General features: G+C 63.2%; 15 protein-coding genes. 9 read left to right on the top strand and 6 right to left on the bottom strand.

Annotation, left to right across the window (positions count from 1 at the left end; all coding sequences use genetic code 11):
* From AB3X94_RS35565 to AB3X94_RS35540, 6 genes are all read left to right on the top strand, one after another.
* Positions 1–1,377, top strand: coding sequence for an efflux transporter outer membrane subunit (locus AB3X94_RS35565; RefSeq protein WP_217710050.1), 1,377 nt, complete (start codon positions 1–3; stop codon positions 1,375–1,377).
* Between the two features lie 240 nt (positions 1,378–1,617).
* Positions 1,618–4,230: an FHA domain-containing protein gene (locus AB3X94_RS35560; protein WP_368613953.1), complete on the top strand. Its 2,613-nt coding sequence runs from the start codon at positions 1,618–1,620 to the stop codon at positions 4,228–4,230.
* Positions 4,208–5,581: an HlyD family efflux transporter periplasmic adaptor subunit gene (locus AB3X94_RS35555; RefSeq protein ID WP_176106804.1), complete on the top strand. Its 1,374-nt coding sequence runs from the start codon at positions 4,208–4,210 to the stop codon at positions 5,579–5,581. The genes AB3X94_RS35560 and AB3X94_RS35555 overlap by 23 nt, the downstream gene beginning before the upstream one ends.
* 37 nt (positions 5,582–5,618) lie before the next feature.
* Positions 5,619–6,371 (top strand): peptidylprolyl isomerase, encoded by a 753-nt coding sequence (locus AB3X94_RS35550; RefSeq protein WP_176106803.1) that lies wholly within the window; start codon positions 5,619–5,621, stop codon positions 6,369–6,371.
* Between the two features lie 39 nt (positions 6,372–6,410).
* Positions 6,411–9,479 carry a peptidase domain-containing ABC transporter gene (locus tag AB3X94_RS35545; protein ID WP_368613952.1) on the top strand — a complete coding sequence of 1,023 codons (3,069 nt, stop codon included), beginning with the start codon at positions 6,411–6,413 and terminating at the stop codon, positions 9,477–9,479.
* A complete protein-coding gene (locus tag AB3X94_RS35540) occupies positions 9,476–10,831 on the top strand; it encodes a sigma-54-dependent Fis family transcriptional regulator (RefSeq protein ID WP_176106801.1) in 1,356 nt (451 codons plus the stop codon). Before AB3X94_RS35545 ends, AB3X94_RS35540 begins: the two co-directional genes overlap by 4 nt.
* Positions 10,832–10,900: 69 nt before the next feature.
* Here AB3X94_RS35540 and AB3X94_RS35535 read toward each other — a convergent pair whose 3' ends face one another.
* Positions 10,901–11,671: a protein phosphatase 2C domain-containing protein gene (locus AB3X94_RS35535; protein ID WP_176125856.1), complete on the bottom strand. Its 771-nt coding sequence runs from the start codon at positions 11,669–11,671 to the stop codon at positions 10,901–10,903.
* 5 nt (positions 11,672–11,676) lie between these two features.
* Positions 11,677–11,964, bottom strand: coding sequence for a hypothetical protein (locus tag AB3X94_RS35530; protein ID WP_176106799.1), 288 nt, complete (start codon positions 11,962–11,964; stop codon positions 11,677–11,679).
* A 451-nt stretch (positions 11,965–12,415) separates the two neighbouring features.
* Here AB3X94_RS35530 and AB3X94_RS35525 point away from each other — a divergent pair, with 451 nt between their 5' ends.
* Both AB3X94_RS35525 and AB3X94_RS35520 read left to right on the top strand, forming a co-directional pair.
* Positions 12,416–12,937, top strand: coding sequence for a lecithin retinol acyltransferase family protein (locus AB3X94_RS35525; protein WP_368613951.1), 522 nt, complete (start codon positions 12,416–12,418; stop codon positions 12,935–12,937).
* Positions 12,938–12,977: 40 nt separating this feature from the next.
* Positions 12,978–13,229: a hypothetical protein gene (locus tag AB3X94_RS35520; protein WP_018435181.1), complete on the top strand. Its 252-nt coding sequence runs from the start codon at positions 12,978–12,980 to the stop codon at positions 13,227–13,229.
* A 4-nt stretch (positions 13,230–13,233) separates the two neighbouring features.
* On the opposite strand, the gene AB3X94_RS35515 is transcribed toward AB3X94_RS35520, so the two are convergent.
* The gene (locus tag AB3X94_RS35515) at positions 13,234–14,112 is read right to left on the bottom strand and encodes a LysR family transcriptional regulator (protein WP_368613950.1); all 879 of its coding nucleotides are present in this window, start codon (positions 14,110–14,112) and stop codon (positions 13,234–13,236) included.
* A 338-nt stretch (positions 14,113–14,450) separates the two neighbouring features.
* Here AB3X94_RS35515 and AB3X94_RS35510 point away from each other — a divergent pair, with 338 nt between their 5' ends.
* Entirely contained in the window at positions 14,451–14,942 is a 492-nt protein-coding gene (locus AB3X94_RS35510; RefSeq protein WP_368613949.1) for a DUF4126 domain-containing protein, read from the top strand.
* 75 nt (positions 14,943–15,017) lie between these two features.
* Here AB3X94_RS35510 and tehA read toward each other — a convergent pair whose 3' ends face one another.
* The 3 genes from tehA to AB3X94_RS35495 form a co-directional block, all read right to left on the bottom strand.
* Positions 15,018–16,043, bottom strand: coding sequence for a dicarboxylate transporter/tellurite-resistance protein TehA (tehA, locus tag AB3X94_RS35505; protein WP_368613948.1), 1,026 nt, complete (start codon positions 16,041–16,043; stop codon positions 15,018–15,020).
* 177 nt (positions 16,044–16,220) lie between these two features.
* Positions 16,221–16,571 carry a response regulator gene (locus AB3X94_RS35500; protein WP_176106793.1) on the bottom strand — a complete coding sequence of 117 codons (351 nt, stop codon included), beginning with the start codon at positions 16,569–16,571 and terminating at the stop codon, positions 16,221–16,223.
* Between the two features lie 5 nt (positions 16,572–16,576).
* Positions 16,577–18,082, bottom strand: coding sequence for an ATPase domain-containing protein (locus tag AB3X94_RS35495; RefSeq protein WP_176106792.1), 1,506 nt, complete (start codon positions 18,080–18,082; stop codon positions 16,577–16,579).
* Between the last annotated feature and the right edge of the window lie 46 nt (positions 18,083–18,128).

Raw genomic sequence — 18,128 nt, 5'->3', positions numbered from 1 at the left:
ATGTGCGCATTGGCGTTGAGTGCCTGCGTCGACGTCAGGATGCCGGCTTATCAACGCCCGGACACGCCGGCCAAGACATCATGGTCGGATCGCCAGGGCGCGCCGGTATCGGCCGCGGAGACGATCGAGCGCGACTGGTGGAAGGGCTTCCAGGACCCGTATCTGGATACGCTGATCGACAAGGCTATCGACGGCAACTTCGATATCCGGGTGCTAGCCGCGCGTATCGAAGTCGCGCACACGCAGATCAGCGAGACGGGCGCGGCCGCATTACCGACGGCGGACCTCGGTGCGGGCGCCGACTATTCGAAGACGACCGGCCAGCCTTTGACGAGGACCTACAACCTCGCGCTGCAGGTGAACTGGGACATCGACATCTGGGGCAAGGTCGAAAAAGGCGTGCAGGCGCAAAAGGCCGAATTCCACGCGACCGAAGCGGATTGGCGCGCGGGGTATCTCGAACTCGTCGCGAACGTGGCCAGTACCTATTTCCAGATCCTGCAATTCGACGACCAGATCGCCCAGCAGCAAAAGACCATCGCCACCAACAAGCAAATCCTGACGATCTACGAAGGCCAGGCGCGCAACGGGATCGTGCCGCAAACGCAGGTGTTGCGCCAGCAGGCGGAGATCAACCGCCTGACCAACGATCTTTACGATCTGCGCCGCTCGCGGGCAGTCTCGGACAACGCACTGTGCACGTTGCTCGGCGTGCCGGCCGGCGAATTCCATGTGCCGCAGGGCCATTTGCAGGAGCGCGTGAAATTGCCGGGCGTGCCCGATGGTTTGCCCGCGCAATTGCTGTCGCGCCGCCCCGACGTGGTGGCAGCCGAATTCAGGGTGCTCGAAGCCTATGACCTCGTCGGTCAGTCGAAGCTCGCGCAATTGCCGAGCATCGGCCTGACCGCTCAGGGCGGCACGGCAAGCTATGCGCTCAACCAGCTGCTGAAGTCGTTCACGTTCGGCCTGATGCCGAGCATCAACTTTCCGCTGTTCGATCCGGGCGTGCGCGCTCATGTGAAGGTGACCGAGGCGCAATCGAAAGTCGCCGAACAGCAATATCGGGTGGCCGTGATGGGAGCGTTCGAGGAAGTGGAGAACGCGCTCGTCAATCTGAGTGCGCATAAGGCGCAGCATGAGGAATTGCAGCAGCAGGTGGCGCGCTTGCAGATCGTGGCGGATCAGATCCAGTCGCAACTGCACCTTGGCGTCGTGTCGCAACTCGAGGTGTTCGAAGACGAGCGGACCCTGCTGCAGGCGCAACAGGCGTTGCTGGAAAACCACCAATTGATTCTGTCCGATACGGTAACGCTTTATAAGGCGCTCGGCGGTGGATGGCCCGGTGTCGACGTGCAGGCGCAGGCCAAAGAAAAGTAACGAAGCATTGAGCTAATCCACGAGTTGGCGTACCACGCGGGTATTTCGTCGGTTGACGACTGATCCGCTGTCTTCTCATCCGGCGAGATCCAAATTGACACTCTCGATGCGTGACTTAAAATCCTTTAGGGGTCAGCGTTTGCGTGGCTCTTCGCGACAATATCGTTGGGCCGTCGTTCTTTGTCCAGTTCGCCCCGCGTTCCTGCCGCGGCAGGTAAACGCTTAAGCGATCCAGAGAAAATGGCCACCGGCGAAGCTCCGATTGCTGAAATGCGCACGACAGCGGACGCTGCTTTCGACGTGGTGTTGTCGCCGGTTGCGTGCGCGCAGCGCCCCGCGCTCGACGCCATTCGCATCGTCGACAACCTGTTCGCGGTCGGCCGCAGCGAAGCGCCGTTCAACGACTATCCCGCGCAATGGACCGCCGGTCTGTCGCGCCGGCATGCGCGTCTTTTCATCGAGCATGGCGCGATTTACGTCGCCGATCTCGGCAGCAAGAACGGCACGACGGTCAACGGCATCGCGGTGCGGCAAACTCCCGCGCGCGTGCGCGGCGGCGATGAACTCTGCTTTGGCGGTGAACTGTGCTATCGCGTCGGCATCGAGCCGCGCGCGCGCGTCGTCACGGGCGCAAGCGCTTCTCCCCTCACTCATCTATTGCTGGTGCCGCAGCGCGACGATCTGGGTCTGCAACCGGTCGACGTGCTGGCTTTTCCGTTCCTGGTCAGCAAAACGGATGAGATCTTCTCGCGCTACAAAGACCGTTATCCGCACCAGGTCAATTACATTTCGCGGCGCCATGCGCACCTGTTTCTGAAGGGCGGCCAGCTCTATGTCGAGGACCTCGGCAGCACCAACGGCACGTTCGTGAATGGCCAGCGGATCGGCGAATCGGCGCTTGCGCTGGTGGACGGAGATGTCGTTGCATTTGGCGGCGACCACTTCGTCTACAGGGTGTCGCTACAGAACTCCGCCGACACCGAACCCACCGTGACCCAGTTCTCTCTTCGCCCCGCTGCCGACAGTGCCGCCGATGCCGACAAGACGACCTTCGTCGCCGCGGCGCATTCGTTTCTCGACATCTTTTGCGTCGATCCGGCACTGCAACGCGAAGACGAAGTGAACGAGGCGGCGCAATCGGGCTCCGCGCGCGCGAAGCGCGATGGAGCGGGGGCGGCAAGCGGCGCGCAAGCCGCAAAGGGTGCGCAGGCAGTACACCCTGCCGACACGAAAGACGGCGCGAATGAAAGAAGCGGCAAAGGCAAACCCGCGGGACGAAGTAAGCCGCGTCGCTGGAAGATGGTCGCCGGCGAACTCCACAAGGCGTTAGCCGACGGCGAGCGCACCAATGCGCGGCGCGCGGCGGCATGGGGCGGCGCGGGTGTTGCGCTCGTGGTCGCGCTTGGCGTGGGCCTCTATCTGCACGGTTCATCGGAACGCGAGTTGAAGAGCCTGCTCGCGAACGGTGATTACTCGAACGCCCTGACGATGGCGCGCGGCTATCTGGCCACGCACCCGGCGGATACCAGGATCAGCGCGCTCGCCAGCGAGGCGTTGCTGAAAGCGAACTTGCCGGGCTGGATCGAAGCCGTGCAAAAAGCGCAGTTCGACCAGGCCGACGCGCTGCTGAAGAACATGAGGAAGTTGAGCGCGACGGACTCCGATGCCGCGTCGCTGGTCGGCGAATTGCAGTGGGTCGGCGATCTCGAACGCTTCGTCGCGGCGCGCGGCGGCGTGGACGCGCCGATCCGCATGTATGCGGACGAAGCGACGATCAACGGTCTGCTGCACCGCTGGGACGACGACGCGACGAGTCATCAGCGCGCGCTCGACCGGATTGCGAGCTACGTGCCGGCCTTCGCGGAGCCCTACGCGCACACGCTGAGCCATCTGCGCAAGCTCGAAAGCGACGATTCCGTGTACGTCGCCGCGATAGATCGGCTCAATGGCGTGATCCAAACCGAACTCTCGCGCGACAAACCCGACGCGCTGCCGCCGGTATTCGACGATTACGCACAGCGCTACCCACGGCTCGCGGGGCTCGACAGAGTGCGCGACGATTTGCGCCAATACACCGCGTTGCTGAATGCCGCATTGAGCCGCCAATTGACGTCATTGCTCGCGATGATGAAAACGGCGCGCTTCAGCACGCCGCCTTTCCAGGCGCAATTCCAGCAGCTTGCGGCGACGCGTTTGCCGTCGGCGGACATCGTTCAACGTCAGGACGCGGTTGATGCCGCGTGGCAGCGCGGCGACGCGCAGCAGGCGCTCAGCGAATTGCAGTCGATGCCGGCGAGCCCATGGTCCGACGTGCTCGCTGCCGAAGCGGCGCACAAGAAGGCGCTAGCCGATCAATACAACGATCTGCAGAAAACGCGTGGCGGCAAAGACTACGACCAGCGTCTGCTGTCGTTCTACGCGAGCCTCGATCCGCGAACCGACGCGTGGTTCGTGCAGGCGATCCAGAAAGACGTCGCCGCGTTGCATGACAATGCCCTCGCGCGTGCGCAGGATCTGTTGCTGCGCGCGCAAAGCCTGTGGAAAGAGTATCGCGCGAACGGCCCGATCGGCGGCACGCAGCGGCTCGAAGCCGGCATATCGCCGGGCTTTCGCAGCGAGGCGCGCCTGCTTAGCGATGCGCAGACGGCGGCACGGCAGGGCATGCGCATCTATACGCAGCTGAAGGCCGATCATCCCGCCGACTTCGATCGCCTGCTCGCGGATATCGACGCCGAAGCGAGTTTGCAGCGCCGCTCGTTGACCGAGTTGCGCATGGTGCTGGACCCTGGGCTCCTGAAAGCGAAGCTCGCGTTGATTGGAGGCGATCAGAGTGAAACGCGATCCTCACCCTAGACCGTTGTCGGAGGCGCTCGAAGATCATAGTGTCGAAGGCATCGCGATCCTGACGTCCGAGCCGGTGCGGATTGCGCGCGCGCTGATCTGGGCGATGGTTGCGCTCGTCGTGTCGGGCCTGCTGTGGTCGTTCGTCGGCCGCGCGGATGTGATCGTCAGTGCGCCCGGCACGTTGTCGCCGGAATCGGAGGTGCGACGCATCTATACGCCGATCGACGGCGAGCTCGCGGATCTGTATATCGCCGAGGGGCAGCCGGTGTCGAAAGGCGACGTGCTCGCGCGGCTCAATGCGCGCGGCGCGATCGAAGCTGCGAGCAACGCGTTACAGGCGCAGCTGAAACTCGAAGACGCCGAACGCGAATGGAAGCAGTTTCCGGAGAAAAAGGCGTTGATGGAACGCAAGGCTGCGTCGTTGAAGGCGCAACTCGAAGTCGAGGAGCGTCTGCACGAGAATCGCGTTTCGGAAGGCACGACCAAACTTGCCGAAGGGCAGAAGGCCGAACTCGACGAAGCGCGCAGCTCGCTCGATAATGCGCGCCGCGCGCGCGAAGCGGCGAACCAGGAACTCGATCGCTATTCGCGGCTGTTTGCGCAGCCGGGCGGCGGCGGCATCGCCGAATTGCAGGTCGAGCAGAAACGCACGGCCGCGCTCGAAGCGGATAACGCCTTCCGTGTCGCGCAGTCGAAGCTGGCCGAGCTGGACTTTCGCTTGAGCCATGAATACGCGCAGGCGAATGCGCAACTCGCGACGAGCGGGCAGCAAAGCACCGATCTGCAGCTGCAATACGATCAGGCGGTGCGCGACGTCACCGATGCGGAAGACAAACTGCGCGTGCAATTGCAAAGCGCGCGTCTGGAAGCCGAAGCCGCCGCGCGCGTGCGCTTCGAGAACATCGATAAAGACAATTTTCTGCTGATTCTGGCGCCGGTTTCCGGCGTGATTACCGACGTCACGTCGACGCAGCGCGGCGATAAGATTCAGGCGAATGCACCGCTCGGCGGTATTGCGCCAAAAGACGCGCGGCCCGTGCTGAAGATCGAAATCTCCGAACACGACCGCGCCTTTCTGCACGTGGGCCTGCCGGTCAAATTGAAGTTCAACGCGTTTCCTTACCAGCGCTACGGATTGATCAGCGGCACGCTCGCGTATATCTCGCCGGCCACGAAGCCGTCCGCGCAGGACAAGCAACCGGTCTACGAGGGCCGCGTCACGCTCGACAAGGATTACTACCAGGTGGCCGGCACGCGTTACCCACTGCGTTACGGCATGACCGCCAATGCGGAAATCGTCGTGCGGGAGCGGCGCCTGATCGACCTCGGTCTCGATCCGTTCAGAGAGGTGGCGGGTTGAGCGCGCGAATCAAACATCCCAGCAAGGAGCAGAACAAATGACCGCGATAGTGCGTATCGATGATGAAGTCGTGAACGTTGACGAGTTCATTCGTCTTCTGAAACTGACCGGCCAGTTCGAGAGCCTGATCGAGCAGATCGTGCGCGACAAGCTTACCGTCCATGCTGCGAAAAAGCAGGGCATCACTGTCAGTGCCGATGAGATCCAGCAGCGCGCGGACCAGTTTCGCCGCGTGCGCGGGCTGCATCGCGCGGCTGACATGAATCATTATCTCGACGCGCTGCACGTGAGCCTCGACGAATTCGAGGCGTTCATTACCGACGGGCTCTATCAGGAGAAGATGCTCGACGACATCGGTAACGACGCGGCGATCCGTGATTACTTCGCGTTGAATTCACCGAAGTTCGACGCGATCGAAGTCAGCCATATCGTGCTCGATAGCGAAGGCAAGGCGAAGGAAATGATCTCGTACCTGCACGACGACCCCGACGCCTTCGCCGAGATGGCGCGCGAGCATTCGATTGCGGATACGCGCGAGTCCGGCGGCGTGATCGGCAAGGTACTGCGCGGTTCGCTGAAGCCCGATATCGAGGCGAAGATCTTCAATGCGGCGGTCGGCGATCTGCTTGGTCCGTTTCCGTCGGCCGACCGTTCATGTTTCGAGATCTTCGCGGTGACGGCCAAATATCCGGCCACGCTCGATGCCGACGTGGCGACCGAAATCCGCCGTTTGCTGCGCGAAAGCTGGCTGATCGCCCGCGCCCAGGAACACGTGATCGAAGCGCGCTAGTACCCGACTAGCGCCCGATAAAGCGAGGCTCACCGATACATGGACGCTCCTCAGACCGCGCCATCCGCGCCCTCCACCGCCGAATTTCTCGCTTCGGTGGAGATCCTGTCGCCATTCTCGCGCGACGAATTGGAGCGGCTTGCCGAATACGCGCAGGCAAAGTTCTATTCGTTCGGCGAAACGGTGTGCTCGGCTGGCGAAGTGGCCGATGGTCTCTTTGTGATCCGCTCGGGCACGGTGCGTATCTTTACCGAGGAGCACGGCAAGGAAACCAGCATGGGCGTGCGCAAGTCGGGGGAGATCTTTGCCGACATTGCGATGTTGCGCTCGTACGTTCACGAAGCGTCGGTACGTTCGTCCGGCAAGACCGAAGTGCTGTTCATTCCGCGCAGCGCGATCGAACCGGTGATGGCGGCCAACGCCGCCGCGCTGGCGTTCGTCGCCAGCTATGTCGCGATCAATTCGGCCGGCGGCTTCGTCGCGCAACTGTTCGACCTGCGCGGCAAGCTGAACAAGGCGGAACTCGAAGAGTACGTGCGCAGCGTCGGCGCAAAAAGGGTGGCTGCCGGCAAGGAGATTCTGAAACAGGACGGCCGCGAGGACAGGCGGCTCTATGTGGTGCGGCAAGGCCAGGTGCGCATCGTGCGGCACGAGGAGGGTCACGACTACACGCTCGCGACGCTCGGCGAAGGCGAAATCTTCGGCGAGAAGGCGTGCCTGATGCGCCAGGAACAGATGGCATCGGTGGTTGCGACCACCGACACGCGGCTGCTGGTGATCCCCGAGCGTACCGTCCATTTCATTCTCGAACGCAATCCGAAACTGCGCGAAGTACTCGACGAGCGCATCCGCTACGGCGACCGCGAATTGCAGCGCCAAAAGCGGCTCGAACAGCGGCGCAAGCTGCCGTTGATGCTCGACCTGCAGAGCAGGCCGGAACTCGGCGAGAAGATCATCCGGCGTTTCGCGCTCGTCGAGCAGGCCGAGGAAATGGATTGCGGCGCCGCGTGTCTCGCGATGATCTGCCGCCATTACGGCATTCCGATGACGCTCGGCAAACTGCGCGAACTCGCGAACGTGACGACGCAGGGTGCGACGCTCGACAGCCTCGCGCGCGCGGGCGAGTCGCTCGGCTTCACGACGCGCGGGGTGCAATGCACGTTCGATTCGCTGCGCGGCTTCGATCTGCCGTTCATCGTGCATTGGGAGGGCTACCACTATGTGATCGTGTACGGGCTGTCGAAAGAGTATGTCTGGGTGGCGGACCCGGCACTCGGTTTCAGAAAGCTGAGCGTCGAAGATTTCGAACGCGGCTGGAGCGGCACCTGCCTATTGTTTACCGGCGGATCGCAACTGTTGCAGATGTCGGCCGAGCGCTCGCCGTGGATTCGTTTTATCGGATACCTGAAGCCGTACCGCAAGATACTCGGCTATCTGTTCCTGGCGACCTTCGTGATCCAGGTGCTCGGCGTGATTCCACCGCTGATCATTCAGAACATTCTCGACGGCGTGATCGTGCATCAGAACGTCAGTCTGCTGCATATGCTGATCGGCGGGCTCATCATCTCCAACCTCTTTACACAGCTGATGTCGACGATACGCGCGTATCTTGCGAACTTCATGGTCCGCAACATGGATTTCGCGATGATGTCGCAGTTCTTCAAGCATACGTTGTCGCTGCCGTTCTCATTCTTCGCAAAGCGCAAGACCGGCGATATCTTCGCGCGCTTTCAGGAGAACCAGACGATCCGCGCGTTCCTGACCGAATCCACCGTGACGACCGCGCTGAATCTGCTGATGATCTTCATCTACTTCACGATCATGTTCGTGTACAACGTGAAGATGACACTGGTGTTGATCGCTTTCGTGATTCCGATCATGGGACTCACGGTGATCGCGACACCGAAGATCAAGGGCTACGCGCGCGAGGTGTTTACGGCATCGACCGAGGCGAAGTCGTTCCTGATGGAGGCGCTCTCCGGCGTCGAGACGGTCAAGGGCATGGGCATCGAGCGGCCGGTGCGCTTGCGCTGGGAAAAGAAATACGCGAAGGCGCTCGAATTGCAGTATCGCGCGCACGCATTCAATATTCTGGTCAGCTTTGGCAGCCAATTGCTGAATGCGGCCACGACGATTGCGATTCTTTGGGTCGGCGCGAATCTGGTACTCGCACGCGAATTGACGATCGGCCAGTTGATCGCGTTCAATGCATTCATGGGCAGCGTATTGAGTCCGCTGATGGGTCTCGTCGGCTTGTGGAGCATGCTCAACGATGCGGGTGTCGCAATGGAACGGCTCGGCGATGTGCTCGATATCGAGCCCGAACAGAAGCCGCAGGATCTGCCTTCCCGCGTCATGCTGCCGGAACTGCAGGGCGAAATCAGTCTGCAAGACGTCTATTTCCGCTATGGCGAAGAGGATTCCGCTTATGTGCTCGAGAACATCAGCTTCGATATCAAGCCCGGTGAACTGGTCGCGATCGTCGGGCGCAGCGGCTCGGGAAAAACCACGCTCGCGAAGCTGCTGGTCGGGTTCTATCAGCCGAGCGAAGGGAAAATGACGATCGACGGTTACGACTCCGGCGTGATCGACAAGGCTTATTTCCGCGCGCAAATCGGCTACGTGATGCAGAGCAACCTGCTGTTCTCGGGCACGATAGCCGAGAACATCGCGAGCGGCGACGACGCGCCGGACCGCCGGCGCATCGAGGAGGTCGCGAAAATGGCCGACGCGCATGGCTTCATCAGCAAGATGCCGCTCGGTTATGAGCAGGTCGTCGGCGAGCGCGGCATCGGCTTGTCGGGTGGTCAGATCCAGCGGCTGTGCATTGCGCGCGCGTTGTATCACGATCCGCGTCTGCTCGTATTCGACGAGGCGACATCGGCGCTCGACTCGCAATCGGAAAGCAATATTCTCGGCAATATGCACGACATCCTGAAGGGCCGCACGGCGGTGATCATCGCGCATCGGCTCAGCACGATCATGCGCGCGGACAAGATTCTCGTGCTGTATGAAGGCGCGATCGTCGAACAGGGCCGTCACGAGGAGCTGATCCAGCGCGGCGGCATGTACTATCAGCTCGTGCAGAAACAGTTGAGTGCATCATGATGAAGATACTCGACCAGATTGAAGAGGCGAGTCCCGCGATATCGTACGCGGGACTGATCGAGCGGATCGAGATCCTGCGCTCCACGTTGCGCTGGTCGTCGCGGCTCGAACGCGCCGATATCGACAAGCTGCTCAGGCAGGCCACGTCGTTGCGCGACGAAGTGATGCAGCTTTCGCACAAGGAGCGCTTCGTGCAGGCGGCCACCGCGGGCGAGCCGCAGACGAGCGCGGAGCAATCGCGTGGAGCGCGCCGCAAGGCGCTGCTCGAACGGAGCTTTATTTTCGAGGGCACGTTCGGCGACAATCCGCGGCTGCTCGAATCGCTCGAAATCGCGGAAAAAGCCGCGCCGACCGATTTGCCGGTGTTGATCGATGGAGAGAGCGGCACCGGCAAAGAGCTGATGGCGAAAGTGATTCACGCGAATGGCGCGCGTGCGGACAAGCCGTTCATTTCGGTGAACTGCGGCGCGATTCCGGACAATCTGCTGGAATCGGAGCTTTTCGGGCATCGCAAGGGCGCATTTACCGGCGCGTCGAACGACCGCAAGGGCAAATTCGAAAGCGCGCACACGGGCACGATCTTTCTCGACGAAATCGGCGAGTTGCCGCTCGCGGGCCAGGTCAAGCTGCTGCGCGTGCTCGAAGCGCACGAGATTCAACGCGTCGGTTCCGACGAAACGATCGCGGTCGATACGCGCATCGTCGCGGCGACCAATCGCAATCTGCGCAAGCTCAGCGAGGAAGGACGTTTTCGCGAGGATCTGTTCTACCGGCTCAGCGTCATTCATGTGACGCTGCCGCCGCTGCGCGAACGGCGCGACGAAATTCCGTTGCTGATTGCGTGGTTCGGCGACGAAGCGGCGGGCACGCTGAAACGCAGGCCGGTCAGATTGACGCCGCGTTTGCGCGACTTTCTGTTGAGCTACGCGTATCCGGGCAATATCCGCGAATTGCGCAACGTGATGTATCGCATCTCATGTCTGGCTGCTGATATGGCCGACGTCGAGCACTTGCCGCTCGATATGCGACCGGCCGCACCCGGTTCAGCGGCGGCGCAGGCGGAAGGCGGGCAGGCGAGCGGCGAGCAGCCGATCAGCGTCGCGAATCTGATGTCGTTGAGCGACGCGAAGCGGGCGGCCAGCGACGACGCCGAGAAAGCGTTTCTCGAACGCGGACTGCGTGAAGTCGGCGGAACGGTCGCCGAGCTGGCGCGGCGCATCGATATGAATCGCTCGCACTTGCAGATGCTGCTGAAAAAGCATGGCCTGCACTCGAAGGATTTCCGCAATCGCAATGCGCCGCCCACGAAAAACGGCACGAACGAGCGCGATGAGGAAGACGACGAAGGCTGATGGAAGGACCACTGAAGGGACCACTGAAGGAACCACAGAAGGCGCGCTCAAACGCGTGCCTGAAGACCGTCAAGGCGCCGGATTCAGCAAGGTCTTGTCCGCCGCATTCGGGTCTTGCGCTTCGACGACCACGGCCGTGATGTTGTCGCGTCCGCCGCGCGCGAGCGCGAGGTCGACCAGTTCGCAGCATGCGTTTTCACGCTCCGCCGAGGTCAGCACGCCGGCGATTTCGTCGTCGCTCAGTTCGTTGCTCAGACCGTCGCTGCACAACAGGAACACATCGCCGTCGGCGACTTCGATCGCGTCGTCGTCGAGTTCGAGCAGATCCGTTGCGCCGACCGCGCGCGTGATCATGTGTTGCGCCGGATGATTGCGTGCCTCTTCGTCGGTGATGACGCCGAGCGAGCGCAGTTCCTCGACCTGGCTATGATCGCGCGTCAGTTGCCGCAACTGTCCGTCGCGGTATAGGTAGATGCGGCTGTCGCCGGCCCATACGTAGCCGCAGAAGCGATCGCAGGCAAGCAGCACGACCACGGTGCTGCCGATGCGCTGCACCTGGCGGCGCGCGGCTTCATCGCGCAACTGACGGTTCGCGTATTGCAGACGCGCGCGCACATCGGCGATCAGCATTCTGAGGCCGTGCGGCGCTGCCAGTTGAGTCAACGCGTCGATCACGGTGCGGCTCGCAACGTCGCCGACCGCGTGACCGCCCATCCCATCGGCGACAGCCCAGCGTCCCGCCTCGGGCTCGTTGAGGCAGGCATCTTCGTTGATTTCGCGGACCCGTCCCGTGTCGGAACGCGCGGACGACGTCCAGCGAAATTGGCTCTCGCAGGTCACAACGGCTACACCATCTGGTTTCGGTTGCGTGCGTCCGGAGACACGGTGAGGGTCGCGTTCGCGCCGGTGTTGCGTACGTCGACCGACTGGAACTGGTTGATCATCTGGTTAGCATAGAAGTTGTTGGAGACCTCGTACAGATTGACCACCGGCCCAATGCTAGGCGTTTGCGGCACGTACGGCTGAATCCAGCCATAGATCCATGGCGCGCCGCCGCCACCGCGAATCGCCGCCATCGCTTTGCGATCGAGCGCCAGGTTCAGCGAGAGGTCGTTCAATTTGATGCAGGACATATCGTTCTCCGGTTGGCCGCGTGTGCAATGTGCGCGGCTGAATGGACCCTGCGCCCGATGGTGCAAAGGCCATGCCAATCGGGGGCGGATTCGGCGCGAAACCCGCAGCGCTTTGACTGGCGTGCGTTTCGCGGCTTTTACCACGAATCCGGTCGACGCAATCGGTCGGTTCCCTGCCAACAAGCCCGCCCTCCAACAGGTGTAGGACCCAACACATTCAGGCGGGTCCTCTTACGTTTTCCATTCACCTGAAGCAGCGCGCGACACGGCTCGCAAATGAGCGTCGCGCGCCAACAGATCAGCGCGATTTCTGTTGGTCTCGTACTGACATCTACCTCTTCAGAAAACCGCTCGATCGGCCGTCAAGCCTGTAAACACGGGCTTTCCGGCAACTGGCCCGGATGATGCAAAAGCTGTCGCAACAGTGTTGGAAATGCGAACGAGGCCAGCCATGAACACTCAAACGCTCGATACCCGCGACGACGAACCGCAATCCGCAGCCGCTTGCGACACCACATCATCGACGATCGATCTCCCGATCGGCGCGCATCTGGTTACGCAACGCAATGGCTACGAACATCACGGCATCTATGTCGGCAACGGCCGCGTCGTGCACTACTCGGGCTTTGCGGGTTCCGCGCATCGCGGCCCGGTCGAGGAAGTCGAACTGGCGCGCTTCGCCGCTGGCCATTCGATGTCGGTTCGGGCGACGCCGAGCGCGATCTACGTCGGTGCCGAAGCAGTGAGCCGCGCGCGCTCCCGCCTCGGCGAAAACCGCTATCGCCTGCTGACCAACAACTGCGAACACTTCTGCGCGTGGTGCCTGCTCGGCGAAAGCCGCAGCGATCAGGTGGATTGCTGCCTGCGCCATCCGAGCACGGGCGTGCGCGCACTGCTGTGCCTCGTGAAGGCGTTTGTCGAGAGCGGGGCGAGGAACGATCACCGCGCGGCGCAACTCGCGCAATTCGCGTGAACGCGGCGCGCTGGGAACGGGGCGATTCGAGGAGAACATCATGGTTGCCGCGGAAAAGAGCTTGCACTGGGCCGTCGACAAATGGCTCGCGCCCACGCCGTCGATGCCCGCGCGCGTCGTGCGGTTCTGCCATCGCGCGTCACAACAGCAACGCTATGTATGCGTGCAGGCGCTGAAGCCGGAAGGATTGCTGTCGATCTTCTTCTTCCGCCACGGCGACGGTTCGTGGAACGTGTTCCCGCCGCAAGCCGAGCGGCCCGCGATGAACGGGTACGGCCGTACGGCCGCGTAGCAACTCAGGCGTGACCCGCGGTGGCCGCTTCCTTGGCGAGCCACTGACTGAACAGCAACATCGCCGGCGTCATGGGCTTGCCCTTCAGGCAGGTCAGCCAGTAGCTGCCCGCCTTCACCTCGACGTCGAACGGGCGCACCAGACGCCCGGTATTGATCTCCCGTTCGAACATCAACGCAGGCGCGAGCGCGATGCCCGCGCCCTGTATCGCCGCCTCCACCATCAGCCGCGACGAATCGAACACCGGCCCGCGCACCGCCCGCGGCGCGATGCCCGCGGCCGCGAACCAGTTCATCCAGTCGTCCATGCGGTACGAGCGCAGCAGCGTTTCGTTGGCGAGATCGTCGGGCCGCGTGAGGCGCGCGGCGATCTCGGGCGTGCAGAGCAGCGCGAGCGGCGCGTCGAGCAGCTTGGTGGCGAGCGAGCCGGGCCAGGTGCCGTCGCCGAAACGGATCGCGAAATCGAGGCCTTCGGTCGCGAGATCGACGAGGTTGTTATTGGTCAGGAGCCGCAGTTCGACGAACGGATGCGCGTCGCGAAACGACTTCAGGCGCGGCATCAGCCAGCCGACCGCGAACGTGCCGACCACACCGACCGTCAGCACCTCGTGGAAATGCCCGCCGTCGAACTGCTTGAGCACCGCCTCGATACGATCGAACGCGTCGGACAGCACCGGCCGCAGCGCGAGCCCTTCGTCGGTCATCGCGAGGCCGCGCGGCAAACGCTTGAATAGCGCGGTGCCGAGCCGCTCCTCCAGCGAGCGGACCTGCTGGCTGACCGCGGCCTGGGTCACGTTCAGCTCTTGCGCGGCGCGCGTGAAGCTCAGATGCCGCGCGGACGATTCGAACGCGCGCAGTGCGTTCAGCGGGAGATACGGTCTCATGGTGCAGATACAAGATTTTCTTGTGAGTGGGCTAACTTATCACCATCGGCCCGCTTCGCCGACTCCCTGGCTGTTATTCGCCAGTCGAATTGTGCGACACTAGGGCCATATCGACGGGGGCAATCGCAGGCCCGGCGCCGCGCGAGCGCGCGGCGGCGAGTCGGCAATCAAGGGCCGGCAATTGTGAGCAACGGTGAATGGCCGCCGCGGATTGCCTCGATGTAGGTAGTGAGAAGTTGACTGTCCAGATGGAATGCTCGACATGTTCTGCCGACGTTCGTCCAGGTAAACCGTCGGCTCGTGCAACCTTGCATCAGTGCCCTCGATCGGAGTCCGCTATGTCCGTGTATGTTCTGGCCTTGCTCATCGGCGTCGTCGCCGGCCTTCGCGCGATGATCGCCCCCACCGCCGTCAGCTGGGCAACGCGCCTGGGATGGCTGCCGCTGCAAGGCACGTCGCTCGCGTTCCTCGGCGCCGCGGCCACGCCGTATATCTTCACCGTGCTGGCGGTCATCGAACTGATCACGGATCAATTGCCCGAAACGCCGAGCCGCAAGGTGCCGCTGCAGTTCGGCGCGCGCGTCGTGCTCGGTGCGCTGAGCGGCGCTGCGATCAGCGGCGTGCATGGGGGCCTCGCGGGCGGCGCGATTGTCGGGGTGCTGGGCGCGGTGATCGGTGCGGTAGGCGCGGTTATCGGCACGCTCGGCGGCGCGAAAGTGCGCAGTTCGCTCGCGAGCATGTTCGGGCGCGATGCGCCTGCGGCGCTGATCGAGGACGTGGTGGCGATCGTCGCGGCCGCGTTGATCGTCGTGTCGATGCACGGCTTCTGATACGAACGCAAACACAAACGCGAACGCGGCGGCACGCTTTGCGCGTCGCCGCCGCGTTCGGTCGCTGCCTGCCGCTTATTGAACCCGGGCGATTCGCGCGGCCGTCGCGGCTTGCTTGACCGGCGCGGTCGCCGCCGTCGAACCCGCCGCCACCGGCGGGATCAGCTTGCCTTGCACGAGCAGCTGAAGCGTCTTCACCACCAGAATCGCGATGATCGCGTTCGCCACCACGAATAGAACCGGCGCCGCGAATTCGATCGGACCCGTTGCGCCGCGTTCGACGAGACGCAGCGCCATCGTCGGCAATGCCGCTACGCCGAAGCTGAACGCCCAGTAGCCGGGCACGAACGCCTGTTGGCGAATCCATGGCAGCAAACGCAGCAGCATCAGCGCTTGAAACAGGCCGTAGCCGAGCAGCGCGAAGGCGAACAGATCGGGCGTGCCGCTCGTGAGGCTCAGATACGCGACACCCCCGACGACCGGCGGCGCGAGCTGCACGCCGAGGGTCGGGCGCAGCGCTTCGGGCAGCGGTTCATGCACGGCGGCGCGATGCAGGATCATCGATTCGAGCGCGAGCCATGCCAGCACGCCGCCGCCGAAAAACAGCTCGCCCAGTTGATGGAAGCCGAAGGCGGCCGAGCTCGTCGCGGCGACGAAACCCGCTCCGACCGTCGGCAGATAGATCGCCGGCGTGGTCAGTTCGGGCTTGCGGCCGCCTTGCCACAGCCGGCCATGTAGATAGACCCCGAGCCCAAGTTGCGCGAGCGCCGCGATGCCGTATAGCGTCAGCGCGATGGTGTGCGCGTACGGCTGCAGCAGTTGCGCGGCGAGCAGCGTCGAGATCGGCGCGAGCGCGACGAACGACGACTGCACCGGGTGGTCCAGTTCGGCGCGCGCGTCGGCGGTCTGCGCGAACCACTTGTGCGCGTACGCGAACAGAATCACGACCCAGACAGCGAGCGCCGCGACCGTCACTACGCTGCCGGCGACGGCCGGCAAATGCCACAGGCGGATTGCCACGCGCCACAGGTTGGCCAGCGCCAACGAGCCCACCGCGATACTGAAGAAGCCAGCGGGAACCGCACCACGATTGCTGTTCATGACGACCTCCGAAAGTTGCGTCGCGCTGCGGGTTGCTGTCGATGCGCGATCGATGGCGTACTGTAAAAGGCCGCGGAGAATCGCAGAACGCTGCAAACGCTCGACAAATCGCGCGAGCGTCTCAAGCTGTGTTTTTAGCGGGAAAAGAGGCAGAGAAGGCAGGGAGGGAGCCCAGCGTCAACCGCCCATGCGCACCAGCATCGCCAGCAACTGGTCGAACGACAGCGGCTTGCGCGCGTACGCGATGTGCGGATTGGGCTGCACCGGAATGTCCGATGCGGCACTGCACAGGATGATCGGAATATCGCGCAGCTCCGGGTCCTCGTACAGCGCCGCGCACAGCTGGAGGCCCGACATGACCGGCATCATGCAATCGGACACGATGATGCCGGGCCGGCTCGAGCGGACCAGTTCGAGCGCGACGGCGCCGTTCGACGCGGTCCGCACCGCATAGCCGTGTCGTTCCAGCAGCAGCCGCCACACCGTGAGGATGTCGAACTCGTCGTCCACCACCAGAATGGTTTTCATGGCGGCTAGGTTTTTCGCCGCGATTGCAGCGTGGCCGACAGGCCCGGCGTCGGTTGGATGCCGGCGGCGCCGGGCGAGCCCTCGATCACGTCGAGTCCTTGCGACGAAATCGACAGTTCGCGCAGTGACGTGTCGTGCGCGCTTTCGCGTTGCTTGACCACCGAAATCATGCGCCGCAGTCCTCCTTCGGTCTCGGCGTAGCGCAGCAGCACGAGGTTCTCGGTCAGCGCCGACACGCGCACGGCCTTTGCGTGGCCCGGCTCGCTGTACAGCGGCAGCTCTTCGGTGACGAGCGTCGTGACGGCCGCTTCGCGCAACTGATGCAGCAGTGCATTGAGGAACAGGCCGAAGCGCTCGGTGCGCAACGCCGAATCGCGAAAGCCCTCGACGCCGTCGATCACGATGCGCGTCGCGCCGGTCTGCTTGACGGTGGCGAGCGCGTTCGCCGCGATTTCGTCGATGGCGAGTTCGATCGCCGGCTGCCAAAGCACGATCAGACGGCCGTCCCGCCACGCATCGGCAAGCGGAATCGACACCGCTTCGGCTTTGCCGATCAGGCGCTGCGGCCCCTCGTAGAAGCCGAGATACACGCAGCGTTCGCTGCGTGCGAGGCCGGCCGCGAGGAACTGCAGGCACAGCAGCGTCTTGCCGACGCCCGACGGGCCGATCAGCGTGGTCGTCGAGCCTTGCGCGAAGCCGCCGCCGAGCAGATTGTCCAGATGCGGCAAGCCGAAGCCGAGCCGTGCTTTCAGATCGACGGGGCCCGGTTGCGGCGCGCACTGCGCTTCGAGTCGCGGGAACATCAGCAGCCCGCTGCCGGCGATGCGGAAGAAGTGCTTGCCCATCCGATGATCGCGCGCACGCATCTTGTGCACTTCGATCTCGCGCGCGCGGCGCATGCCGTCGTGATAGCGGTTCAGCTCGATCAGACCATCCACCAGCGTGTGCTCGGGATGCGGCTCGTTGCCCGACAGCGGCGCGAGCAGCAGCGTCGTGCAGTCCATCGCGGCGACCAGCGCGTTCAGCTCGTGGATGAACTTCGACAGCGACAGCTCGGTTTCGCTGAATTCGCGCGCGCTGCGAAAGCCGTCGACGATCATCAGGCTCGGCCGGTAGTCGTAGATGCTCGACGCGATCAGCTTGAGGAAACCGTCGAGGCCGTCCTGCATCAGCTCGTGATAGCCGGACACGAACAGCATCTGCTGCGCGACCGCGGTTTCGTCGAAGAAGCTCAGGCCTTTCAGGTGACCGAGCAGCTTGTCGTGCGATTCGGCGATCAGCGTCATATACAGCACTTTCTCGCCTTGCCGGACCCGGTGAAAGCCGATCTGGCTGGACAGGATCGTCTTGCCGGCGCCGGCCATGCCCTCCAGCAGATAGACGCCGCCGCTCACCAGACCGCCACCGAGGATTTCGTCGAAACCAGGCACGCCGGTTTCGATATTGCGTCGCGCCGCGTCAGGCCGAGCCGCGTCAGAAAGACGAGAGGGGTTCGATGCTTCGGTAGTCATTGTCGATGTGTCTTTCAAAGTGCAAGCGACGGCCTGGTCGTGACCG

This window comes from Paraburkholderia sp. BR10923 (genome assembly GCF_040948765.1).
Lineage (GTDB): Bacteria > Pseudomonadota > Gammaproteobacteria > Burkholderiales > Burkholderiaceae > Paraburkholderia > Paraburkholderia youngii.
The sequence above is the reverse complement of the archived record's forward strand: the minus strand, read 5'-3'. Positions and strand labels throughout refer to the sequence as shown.